Origin of the sequence: Duganella radicis (assembly GCF_009720825.1) — a bacterium.
Lineage (GTDB): Bacteria > Pseudomonadota > Gammaproteobacteria > Burkholderiales > Burkholderiaceae_D > Rugamonas > Rugamonas radicis.
Map to the genome: position 1 here is coordinate 243,320 of NZ_WNKY01000004.1, position 11,450 is coordinate 254,769.

Here is an 11,450-nt window from a genome sequence, read left to right on the forward strand (position 1 = left end):
GTGCGTCGATGATGGTGCGCCTGCTCTACGCGATGGTCTGCGCCACTGCCACCGCTGCACCGGCAGTAGCGGCGGTGACATCCCTGCTGCCCGCGCATGGCGCGCAGAAGGTCAATCCGGATACGCATCTGGTGCTGCGCTTCGACCGGCCGCCGCTGCTGGGCGTGTCCGGCCTGATACGCATCTACGATGTCGCCAACGGCAGGCTGGTGGACACGCTGGACCTCAGCATCCCCGCCGGCCCGAGCGAGCGCACCAAGCTGCCTGCGGCGCCGTATCTGACCACGCCTTACGTCTACAGCGACGGCCGGCGCCCGACCAACGCCAACACCAAAGCCGGCACGCCATCCGCCGGCGCCGAGCCGGGTGACGCCAGCAAATACCAGCTCACCATTATCGGCGGCTTCACGGATGGCTTCCACTTCCATCCGGTGATTGTGCGCGACAAGACTGCGACCATCTACCCGCACAACAACCTGCTCGAATACGGCAAGCGCTATCGCGTGCAAATTGACGATGCGGTGTTTGGCCATGCGGTCAAGCCGTGGGAGTTCAGCACCAAGCCGCGCGGTCCGGATGGGACGCGTGTGGTCGTCAGCGCGGACGGCACGGCGGACTTCAATACAGTACAAGGCGCACTGGATTACGTGCCGGACCATCCGGCGCAGCGCGTGACCATCTTTGTGCGCAATGGCGACTACGAGGAGATCGTCTACTTCCGTCACAAGTCCAATATCACGGTGCAGGGCGAGCAGCGCGACAAAGTACACATCCATTACGCCAACAATGAAGTCTTCAATCCACATCCGCCCAACATCAGCACCAACGAAGTCGCGGGCACATTTCCTTCGCGCCGCGCGGCTTTCGCGGCCGACAACGTGAAGGGCATACACCTGCGCGATCTGACGCTGGAAACCACGCTGTCCGGGCAGGCGGAGGGCTTGCTGATCACTGGTTCGGAGAACATCGTCTCCAACACGACCATCATCGGCTCGGGCGACGCCTTGCAGGTCAATGGCAGCACCTACCTGCCGGACGTGAAAGTGATCGGTCATGGCGACACCATTCTTGGTCGCGGCCCGGCGTTCTTCGAGCGTTGCGACATCCAGTCGCAGCATGCATTCATGTGGGTCCGTAATCCTGCGACCAATCACGGCAACGTGTTTGTCGGCTGCCGCTTCACTACGCTGGGCGGCGGCATGACCGAGCTCGCGCGCTCGCCGGCCAACAAGGGCAAGACCTATCCATATGCGGAAGCGGTGCTGATCAACGCCACGCTGAGCGGCATTAGCCCCGCCGGTTGGGGACAAATCGACGGCGATGCGTCTCAGGTTCGCTACTGGGAATTCAACAGCCGCAATATGGACGGCACGCCGGTGGATGTCAGTCAGCGCCACCCGGCTTCTCGCCAGTTGAATGCGGAGCGTGACGCCGAGACCATCCGCAACTACAGCAATCCGGCGTGGGTTTTAGGCGACTGGGCAGCGCACTGAGATTGGCATATACTGGCCTGAACTAAAACCGAGAGGCCTATCATGCGTCCATTGTTCATGCTGTTGCTGCTGTCTTCCGCCGCCGTGCAGGCGGCGCCTGCGGAAGCGCTCAAGCCGATGGCGTTTTTGGCGGGTCATTGCTGGAAGGGAGAATTCCCGGATGGGAAGCAGACCGACGAGCATTGCTTCTCGTGGATACTCAACGGCCACGCGCTGCGCGACGTCCACACCGTGCGCACGCCGGGCAAGCCGGACTACGTAGGCGAAACCATCTACCACTATGACGCGGCCGCCAAGGTGGTGAGCTATCTGTACGTGGAAAACGACGGCGGCTTCAGCCGCGGCACCATGAAGCCGACGGCGACCGGGCTGGAATTCCCGGAGGCCCAATACATCAACGGGAGCATGGTCCTGCCCTACCGTGTGCAATGGACCGTGAACGCCAACTCCTACGAAGCGTTCAGCGAAATGTACGTCAAAGACAAATGGATCACCCAGTTCAAGATGGTCCTGAAAAAGCAGTGATTACTTTTTTGTACCGCTGGTGAAGTAAAACGAAATCACCAACGTAACCAGCGGGAATAATCCAATTTTCACTAGCTCAAATATTTGGACCAAGGCGCTATTGTCTGGGTAGCAGGCATAGCCAATCATGGCGCTGCTGGCCAGCAGCGCCAAGCTCAACAGTATTTGCTTCGTCAACAATAGCCGATCGCGTTCAGTAACGTCGACATCATTGTGCGGCAATACCGTGACGTCCAACTCCTCTTCACCGCCGATATCCATTACAGTCCTTTTACTACACCGGTCGCTTTCAGCGTATTGTCGGGCATGCGTTTGACGAAGCCTAGCGAGGAGCCGTCGCATTTTTGTGCTTCGTCGTAGCCGGCTTTCATCAGGTAGAAGGCTCGTCGCATCAGTTCGCCTTTGCTGATCCCTCTGGCACACGCCATCATGGTCAGCATATCGTCTATCTCTGGGGACATTGTTACCGTCATGCTTCTTTTCATGGCACACCTCCACATGGTGAAGGTTCATTTTACTGCGCGTGCCAGGTGGCTTCGTGTGATGCAGGCCAAACGGATCAGGGGGTGACGCGGAAGTAGTCGATGTCGGCGTGGCCGGTGGGGCCGGCGCTGAAGAGGCCCATCTGGGCGCCTACCCAGCGGCCCATTTTGGCGGTGAATTGGGCGCCGATTGGCGTGTACTTCGTGCCGTCCACGCTGTAGGAGAATTGGGTGACGCCGCCCGCCAGCACTTGCATGCGCAGCCAGACTTGTGCCGACGGCAGTTCGACGCCGGCTTCCTGCTGTTCGTGACAGTTTGCATCCGCTTTGTAGCAGCTGACCAGCGCCAGCTGAGTGCGGCCGTCGCTGCGGCGTGTGCCCAGCCAAGCGTAGTCGGCGCCGTACATCACCAGCCCTGCCACGCCGCCTTCGCCCAAGCCAGAAGCATCCAGCCTGGTGTTGACGGTGAAGGTTTCGGCAGGCAGCTTTTGCAGCAGCAGCGATGGCACGTCCCACAGGTTGCCGGCGCGCGGCTGCGCGTACAGGCGCAGACGGCCTTCGCCCAGCGCGTACCACGACGGCTGCCAGTTTGCATTCCATTGCCATTGCAGCCCAAGCACGGAGCCATTGAATTCATCGCTGGTCGGCGGTGCGGCAGCCGCGTGGCCCGTCACCGGCATGCGGTAATTCAGCACCGGCTCGCCGGCAGCGCCGCCGACGTCCTTGCCGATCAACGGCCAGCCGTCGCGCCACACCATCGGTTGCAAGTGCACCACCCGGCCATAGGCGCGCTTGTCCTGGAAATGGATGAACCAGTCGTCTCCTTGCGGCGTCTGCACCCACGCGCCTTGGTGCGGTCCGTTCACCGGTGAGCTGCCCTGCGCCATCACGATGCGGTCTTCATACGGCCCATAGATGCTGCGTGAACGGAAGGCTGACTGCCAGCCGAATTCCACGCCGCCCGCCGGCGCGAACACGTAGTAGTAGCCATCGCGCTTGTAGAACTTCGGTCCTTCGAGCGTGGTGTACTTGGCCAGCTTGTTGCCGTCGATGATGATGGCGCCTTTGTCGTCGAGCAGACGGCTGGCGTCCGGCGCCATGCGGCGCAGGGTCAGGACGTTGGCGAAACCGGCACGGCTCTTGGCCCATGCGTGCAGCAGATAGGCCTGGCCGTCGTCGTCCCACAGCGGCGTTGGATCGATCAACCCTTTGCCGGCGGCCAGCAAATGCGGCGTGCTCCACGGACCGGCGAAGTCTTTCGCCGTCATCACGTAGATGCCGAAATCAGGATCGGGATAGAAGATCCAGAACTTGCCGTCGTGGTAGCGCAGGCATGGCGCCCAAACACCCTTGCCGTGCTGCGGCCTGGCGAAAACATCGACCGGCACCAGCTGCGGCAAGGCGTGGCCGACCAAGGTCCAGTTGACCATGTCGGGCGATTGCAGCAGCGGCAAGCCCGGCGCGTTGTTAAAACTGGAGGAAACGAGATAGTACTGATCGCCGACGCGGATCGCGTCCGGATCGGAATAGTCGGCGTGCAGAATCGGATTCGTGTATTCGCGGGGAGCGGTCGCGCACGCGGCCAACAAGGCCGCAAATAAGAAGGGCAGACACCGCAACAGTATCCGCCCCATGATCATGCTCCAAACGGCGTTTCAGCAACGCCTTTCACGCCCGGCCGCAACATCACGACCGAACCACCCCACTCCGCATCTTCCGGCTTGCCGGAAACGATGGAGGTGACCAGCAGCGTGTCCAGGTCCTTGCCGCCAAAGGCGCACATGGATGGCTTCAGCATCGGCACTTCGACCCGGCGATCCAGCTTGCCCTGCGGCGTGAAGCGCGCGATGTAGCCGCCGTCGTTGCCGCACACCCAGTAGCAGCCCTCGGCATCGACCGCGGCGCCATCCGGACGGCCGGCTTCGGCGGTCATGTCGGCAAACACACGGCGATTGGTCGGTACGCCATCGGCGATGTCGTAATCGAACGCCCACACCATGCGCCGCTGCGGATGCGAATCCGACAAATACATGGTGCGGCCATCCGGCGAGAACGCCGTGCCGTTCTGCGTCAGCAGCTCGGACACGAACGGCGCCGAGATGCCGCGCGCGTCGTAGCGATACAGCTGGCCCACCGCTTTCGCCGCGCTCATGTCCATGAACATGGTGCCGGACCAGAAGCGGCCCTGACGATCGCAGCGGCCGTCGTTGAAACGCATGCCTTCGCCAAGATCGGAAGCCGGCGTCGCCAGCTTGAGCGCGACCGCGTTTTGATCCGCGCCCAGCGCAAGGCTGAAGATGCCAGTCTCCATGCCCGCGATCAGGCCACCGCCAGCCTTGGCCGCCACGCAGGCGACCATTTCGGCGTTGTCCCAATAGCGCGCGGCGCCGGTCGAGGCATCCAGGCGCCACACGCGGCGCGCAGGAATATCGACCCAGTACCACGCGCCTTCGGCCGCGCTCCACGTTGGGCTTTCGCCCACCGTGCATTGAACCTTGCTTACGCGTTCCATACCAGATCGCCGTTCACAACGCGCGGGATCTTCTGTGGGTTGGCGTCTTGCAGCGACTCAGGCAGCAGGTAAGCCGGCACGTCCTGATACGACACTGGACGCAGGAAGCGGTCGATGGCCGACGCGCCCACCGAGGTGGTGCGGCTGTCCGAGGTCGACGGGAACGGGCCGCCGTGAACCATGGCGTGCGCCACCTCCACGCCGGTGCCGAAGCCGTTGAACAGAATACGGCCCACTTTGCGCTCCAGGACAGGCAGCAGCTTGGTGGCCAGTGCCTTGTCGTCGGCGGTGGCGTGCACGGCGCCGGTCAGCTGGCCTTCCAGGTGCTCGGCCACAGCCAGCAGCTCTTCTTCGTTTTCAGCCACGACCAGCAGCGAGGTCGGGCCAAAGATTTCGCCTTCCAGCGCTGGATCGGTCAGGAAGCGCTTGGCTTCAACCTGGTACAGGAACGCTTGCGCGCCGCATGGCAGATCGTTGGTCTGGCCGGCGGCAACCTGCTTCACGCCTTCCACGCCAGCCAGGCCTTTGACGCCGCTGGTGTAGGCTTTGTGGATGCCCGGGGTCAGCATGGTGGTGGCTGGCTTGGCGCCGATGGTGCCGGCGGTGGCGTCGACGAAGGCTTGCAGCTTGTCCGACTTCAGGCCGATCAACAGGCCAGGGTTGGTGCAGAACTGGCCCGAACCCAGGGTCAGCGAATCGGCAAACGCTTGCGGCAGCTTAGGATTGTCCAGCGCGCCTGGCAGCAGGAACACCGGGTTGATCGAGCTCATCTCCGCGTACACGGGGATAGGTTCTTTACGGGCGGCGGCGGTCTGCATCAGCGCCACGCCACCGGCGCGCGAGCCGGTGAAGCCGACGGCCTTGATGAACGGGTGCGCCACCAGGTTCTGGCCGATGGTCTGGCCCGAGCCGATCAGCATCGAGAACACGCCTTCCGGCAGGCCGCACTCTTCCACGGCTTTGGCCACAGCCTTGCCGACCAATTCCGAGGTGCCCAGGTGAGCCGAGTGCGCCTTCACGATCACAGGGCAACCGGCCGCCAGTGCCGAGGCGGTATCGCCACCGGCCACCGAGAACGCCAGCGGGAAGTTCGATGCGCCGAACACGGCCACAGGACCGAGGCCGACCTTGCGCAGGCGCAGGTCAGGACGCGGTGCAGGCACGCGGTCCGGCAGCGCGCTGTCCAGGGTCGCGGTCTGGAAGCGGCCATCGCGGACCACTTTCGCGAACAGGCGCAGCTGGCCCACGGTACGGCCACGCTCGCCTTCCAGGCGGGCTTGCGGCAGGCCGGTTTCCTGCATGGCGCGCTCGATCAGGGCCGGGCCCAGATCCATGATGCGGTCGGCAACGGTTTCCAGGAATTTGGCGCGCTGTTCCAGGCCGGTGGCGCGGTAGATGTCGAAAGCCGCATTGGCCAGTTCGGCAGCACGTTGCAGGTCGGCGGCGCTGGCCAAACCGAACGCTGGTTCGATTTCCACATTGCGCGATGGGTCGACAGCTTTGACCGTGCCTTCTTTACCAACAAAGGCGGTACGGCCGATGATCATTTCTCCTGCTACTTGCATTTTTAGGCTCCGTATGTGTGAAAAGCGCGGACTTGCCGCGCTTTAGGATTTGTTTTTCGCTCTAACTAATAGCTTACCCGATTATTGGGCGCCTTGCTTGAGCATCAGCTTATGGAGCATATCCGTTTCTTCGGCGGTCAGGTCGGTCAACGGTGCGCGCACCGGGCCGGCGTCGTGGCCGGCCAGCTTGGCGCCGGCCTTGACGATCGAGACGGCGTAACCGGCTTTGCGGTTGCGGATCTCCAGGTACGGCAGGAAGAATTCGTCGATCATGCGGTTTTGTTCGGCGTGGTTGTCCGACGCCACGGCGTGGTAGAAGTCCATCGCCAGTTTCGGCATGAAGTTGAACACGGCCGACGAGTACACCGGCGTGCCCAGCGCCTTGTAAGCGGCCGCGTACACTTCGGCGGTCGGCAGGCCGCCCAGGTAGCTGAAGCGGTCGCCCAGCTTGCGCCAGATCGAGACCATCAGTTCGATGTCGCCGATGCCGTCCTTGAAGCCGATCAGGTTCGGGCAACGGTCGGCCAGGATGGCCAGCGAGGTCGGGCTCAGGCGGCAGTTGGCGCGGTTGTAGACCACCACGCCCAGGTTGGTGGCTTTGCAGACCTCGGCCACGTGTTCGATCAGGCCATCCTGCGACGCTTCGGTCAGGTAGTGCGGCAGCAGCAGCAGGCCTTGCGCGCCGGCCTTCTCGGCTTCGCGGGCGTAGGCGGCGGCCACGCGGGTCGGGCCGCCAACGCCGGCCAGAATCGGCACCTGGCCTTTGCAGGTGTCCACGGCGGTCTTGATGATTTCAGGGTATTCCTGCGGGGTCAGCGAGAAGAACTCGCCGGTGCCGCCGGCGGCGAACAGCGCGCTGGCGCCGTACGGAGCCAGCCATTCCAGACGTTCAATGTAGGTCGATTTGCGGAAGTTGCCTTCGGCGTCAAAGTCGGTGACCGGGAAAGACAGCAGGCCGGAGGAAAGGATTTTTTTCAGGTCATTCGGTTGCATTACAGTCTCCAATATTGACGTCTGGGTGAGGATGAGGACGACATTCCGTGTCGTGTTGTATGACATCATACAACTAGATGCGATTGGAAGCAAGCGATTTAACGACAACCGTCGAAATCGCGTTGCTTCAGCGTTACTGCGCCGTGCTGGCTTCCTGCTGGGCGCGGCGCAGGCGCTCGCGGCTGTTGCTCAGGTGGGTGCGCATGGCGGCGCGGGCCGCTTCCGCATCCTTGCGCAGGATGGCGTTGTAAATATCGTCATGCTCGCGGTTGACGCGTTCCTGGTAGGCCACCGGATCGTCATGTGCCAGCTGCGCCGAGTCCAGCCGCGCGCGCGGGATGATGGTGTTGCCGAGATCGCTCAGGATATCGACGAAATAGCGGTTGCCGGTGGCCTGCGCGATCAGCAGGTGGAACGCCTTGTCCGACTCCACCGCACCCTGCCGGTTCTGCGAGGCGACGATGCGCTTGAGCGCGGCGTCCATCTGCTCGACCTGCTCGTCGCTGCGGCGGGTGGCGGCCAGCCAGGCGGCCTCGGTCTCCAGGCTGATGCGCAGCTCCAGGATCGACAGCACATCGCCGATGGTGCGGATGGTGTCGGCGGCAAAGATATTGGCCGGCTGCGGCTCCAGCACAAAGGTGCCGATGCCGTGGCGGGTCTGCACCAGCCCGGCGGCTTGCAGGTGCGAGATGGCCTCGCGCACCACGGTGCGGCTGACGCCGTGCATTTCCATGATCACGGATTCGGTCGGCAGTTTCTCGCCCGGTTTCAGCGTGCCGGCCTGAATGCTGGTGGTAAAACTCTCCACCACCCCCTGGGCAAGGTTGCGGTGCTTCTTCTTGGGCGGGGCGGCGGCTGAGACGATCTGATTCATGGCGATAGTTTGTTGTATGACGACGAGTAGAATACACGCTTTGGCGCGAGGATTATATCTACCACATCATTTTTGCCACAAATCCGGCCTTACACCAGCAAGGCGGCGCTCATGGAGGCGGCCTCGTCCGCGGATTCCAGCAGGATCTGGTTCAGCAGCGCGTTGTCATCGATGAAACCGGCCAGCGACGGGCTGTCCTGCCCCGCCGCCAGCGGCGAGCGCACCGGCGCCAGCCGCTTGGCCAGCAGCAGCGTGTCGCGCAGCCCCAGCGGCGGCGGCGTCAGGGTGGCGCCGCGCAGCGAGACGATGGCCTGGCTGACCGGCTCGGGGATGTTCATTTTCCTCATCATCTCGCGCGAGATGATTTCCTGCGCCGCGCCCATCCACTCGGCCGGATCGTCCAGCAGGCCCGGCATCTCGTCGGCGCGCGACAGCAGGTAAAAGCCGCCCGCCTCGTGCACGATGCCGGCAAACAGCGCGGTGTCGGGATCGGTGGAGGTCAGCCTGGCGCCGATCACGCGGGCCAGCGCCGCCACGTGGGCGGTGTGGCGCCACAGCTGGTCGGCCTGCCTGCGCAGGGCTTCATCGCGGATGCGGGCGCCGAACTGGCGCACCACCATGGCCGCCGCCATCGAATACAGGTTGCGGTAGCCGACGCGCTGCACCGCCGCCCGCACGCTGGTGACCGGCACGCCGCTGCGGTTGAACACGGCCGCATTGGCCAGCGCCACGGTGCGCGCGGCCAGCAGCGGCTCGCCCAGCACCTTGCGGATCACGTCATCGTTTTCGCAATCGGGATCGGCCAGCGCCAGTTGCAGGCGCAGCGCCGCGTTGACGCTGGTGGGAAACACCAGCTCGCCACGAGAGGCCTGCGTGACGATGTGCGAGAAGTCTCTTAGTTTTTCCATGGAAAGATTATAGCGTGTTGCAAGGCCGCGCCACCGGCAGATTTACATCCGCGAATTCAGTCGTGCGGCGCCATTTCAACGCTACGATTCCTCTACGGACCGAATCAGAGGGAGGCACCATGAGGCAAGCGCTGAATACCCTGTCGTTAAACGCCCGCATTTCCGTCACCGCCAGCGCGCTGCTGATACTCAGCCTCGTGGCCACCGCCACGGTCACCGGCATCCGCACCCGTCACAGCGCCGAGGAGTCCGCCTCACGGTTGGCGCGCCGGGCGGCGCTGGCCGCGTCCGACGCGGTGAAGAGCCGGCTGGCAGTCAACATGGGCTCGGTCGTGCAGACCGCCGGCGTGGTGAGCGCCACCCTGGCCAGCGGCCATGCGCTCAGCCGCGACCAGGCCAACGCCATCGACCAGGCCACGCTGAGCGGCTCCAGCGACTTTGTCGGCACCGCGATCACCATGGAGCCGAACACACTGGACAACCGCGACGCCGAGTTCGCCGGCAAGGCGCCCGCCTACGACGCCAGCGGCCGCTACATGCCCTACTACACCCACAACCCGGCCGGCGGCTTCAACGTCGCGCCGATCGAATTCACCACCGCGCCCGGCGCCAACGACTGGTACGACGTGCCGTTCAAGAGCGGCAAGCGCTATTTCAGCGAACCGTACTCCTACCCGGTCAATGGCAAGGAGGTGCTGATGTCTTCCATGGTGGCCCCGATCATCGTCAACGGCAAGGCGCTGGGCGTGATCACCGGCGATTTCATGCTGACCAGGCTGACCGACATCCTGGCCAGCCTGAAGACGCTGGAAGGCGGCCGCCTGGCGCTGATCTCCAACGGCGGCCTGTACGCCAGCCATCCCGACCCGACGCGCAACGGCAAGCGCGCCGACGACATGCCGCCGGCCGCGCTGGAGGCCATCCGCAACGGCCAGCCCTACGAGTACGAGGCCGACGGCCTGATGCTGCTGGTCCAACCGCTGCGCCTGCACGACGACATCGCGCCCTGGGCCGTGCGGCTGAGCTACCCCAGCAGTGTGGCGACGGCGCCGGCGCGCGAGTTGCTGATGTACACCGCCATCGTCTCGGCGCTGTGCGCGCTGATCGCGGCGGTCGTCATGGTGGTGGCGCTGCGCCGCCTGACGCGGCCGCTGCGCGAACTAGCCGACACCATGACCCAGCTCTCCAGCGGCAACGCCGACCTGACCCAGCGGCTGGCCGTGCAGGGCAGCGACGAGCTGGCGGTGATCGGCGGCGGCTTCAATCAATTCGTCGCCAAGATCGAGCAGGTGCTGATGCGGGTGCGTGACAGTTCCTCCAGCGTGGCCACCGCCAGCGGCGAGATCAGCCAGGGCAATGCCGACCTGTCGGCGCGCACCGAGCAGCAGGCCAGCTCGCTGGAGGAAACGGCGGCCTCGATGGAGCAACTGACCGGCACCGTGCGCCAGAATTCGGACAATGCGGCGCAGGCGCGCCAGCTGGCGGCCAGCGCCACGCAAGTGGCCGCGCGCGGCGGCGCGGTGGTGGTCGAGGTGGTCGACACCATGGCGGCGATCAACGATTCCTCGCACAAGGTGGAGAACATCATCGCCGTGATTGACGGTATCGCGTTCCAGACCAACATCCTGGCGCTGAACGCGGCGGTGGAGGCGGCGCGCGCCGGCGAGCAGGGACGCGGCTTCGCGGTGGTCGCCAGCGAGGTGCGCAACCTGGCCCAGCGCAGCGCCAGCGCGGCCAGGGAGATCAAGGAGCTGATCGGCGATTCGGTGGCGCAGGTCACGCGCGGCAGCGAGCTGGTGCACAGCGCCGGCAGCACCATGGACGAGGTGGTGGCCAGCGTGCGGCGCGTGGACGACATCGTCGCCGAGATCGCCGCCGCCAGCGCCGACCAAAGCGGCGGCATCGGCCAGGTCACGCAAGCCATCGGACAGATGGATGGCGTGACGCAGCAGAACGCCGCGCTGGTCGAGCAGGCGGCGGCGGCGGCGGAAAGCCTCAAGGAGCAGGCCGCCACGCTGGTGGCCCTGGTGGGCGAATTCCGCATCGGCGGCGGCACCGGCGTGCACGCGGCCGCGGCGGGCGCCCCCGCGCCGGCCCG

The 11,450-nt window shown here is 64.5% G+C and carries 11 protein-coding genes; 3 read left to right on the forward strand and 8 right to left on the reverse strand.

Annotation, left to right across the window (positions count from 1 at the left end; translation table 11 throughout):
* The first annotated feature begins 8 nt into the window (after positions 1-8).
* Entirely contained in the window at positions 9-1,493 is a 1,485-nt protein-coding gene (locus GM676_RS07160) for a pectinesterase family protein (protein WP_211923170.1), read from the forward strand.
* 42 nt (positions 1,494-1,535) lie between these two features.
* Positions 1,536-2,018: a hypothetical protein gene (locus GM676_RS07165; protein ID WP_155462737.1), complete on the forward strand. Its 483-nt coding sequence runs from the start codon at positions 1,536-1,538 to the stop codon at positions 2,016-2,018.
* Here GM676_RS07165 and GM676_RS07170 read toward each other — a convergent pair whose 3' ends face one another.
* From GM676_RS07170 to GM676_RS07205, 8 genes are all read right to left on the reverse strand, one after another.
* Positions 2,019-2,279 carry a hypothetical protein gene (locus tag GM676_RS07170; protein WP_155462738.1) on the reverse strand — a complete coding sequence of 87 codons (261 nt, stop codon included), beginning with the start codon at positions 2,277-2,279 and terminating at the stop codon, positions 2,019-2,021. It lies immediately after the preceding gene.
* On the reverse strand, positions 2,279-2,503 hold the full coding sequence (locus tag GM676_RS07175) for a ribbon-helix-helix domain-containing protein (RefSeq protein WP_170304241.1): 225 nt from the start codon (positions 2,501-2,503) through the stop codon (positions 2,279-2,281). The genes GM676_RS07170 and GM676_RS07175 overlap by 1 nt, the downstream gene beginning before the upstream one ends.
* 74 nt (positions 2,504-2,577) lie before the next feature.
* Positions 2,578-4,134, reverse strand: coding sequence for a glycoside hydrolase family 43 protein (locus GM676_RS07180; RefSeq protein ID WP_155462740.1), 1,557 nt, complete (start codon positions 4,132-4,134; stop codon positions 2,578-2,580).
* A 2-nt stretch (positions 4,135-4,136) separates the two neighbouring features.
* Positions 4,137-5,012, reverse strand: coding sequence for an SMP-30/gluconolactonase/LRE family protein (locus GM676_RS07185; protein ID WP_155462741.1), 876 nt, complete (start codon positions 5,010-5,012; stop codon positions 4,137-4,139).
* A complete protein-coding gene (locus tag GM676_RS07190; RefSeq protein WP_155462742.1) occupies positions 5,000-6,577 on the reverse strand; it encodes an aldehyde dehydrogenase (NADP(+)) in 1,578 nt (525 codons plus the stop codon). The genes GM676_RS07185 and GM676_RS07190 overlap by 13 nt, the downstream gene beginning before the upstream one ends.
* A gap of 81 nt (positions 6,578-6,658) precedes the next feature.
* Positions 6,659-7,570 (reverse strand): 5-dehydro-4-deoxyglucarate dehydratase, encoded by a 912-nt coding sequence (kdgD, locus tag GM676_RS07195; protein ID WP_155462743.1) that lies wholly within the window; start codon positions 7,568-7,570, stop codon positions 6,659-6,661.
* A gap of 133 nt (positions 7,571-7,703) precedes the next feature.
* On the reverse strand, positions 7,704-8,444 hold the full coding sequence (locus GM676_RS07200) for a FadR/GntR family transcriptional regulator (protein WP_155462744.1): 741 nt from the start codon (positions 8,442-8,444) through the stop codon (positions 7,704-7,706).
* Positions 8,445-8,533: 89 nt separating this feature from the next.
* Positions 8,534-9,352 carry an HDOD domain-containing protein gene (locus GM676_RS07205; protein WP_155462745.1) on the reverse strand — a complete coding sequence of 273 codons (819 nt, stop codon included), beginning with the start codon at positions 9,350-9,352 and terminating at the stop codon, positions 8,534-8,536.
* A 119-nt stretch (positions 9,353-9,471) separates the two neighbouring features.
* Here GM676_RS07205 and GM676_RS07210 point away from each other — a divergent pair.
* The coding region (locus GM676_RS07210) for a methyl-accepting chemotaxis protein (protein ID WP_155462746.1) at positions 9,472-11,450 on the forward strand (1,979 nt) is incomplete at its 3' end.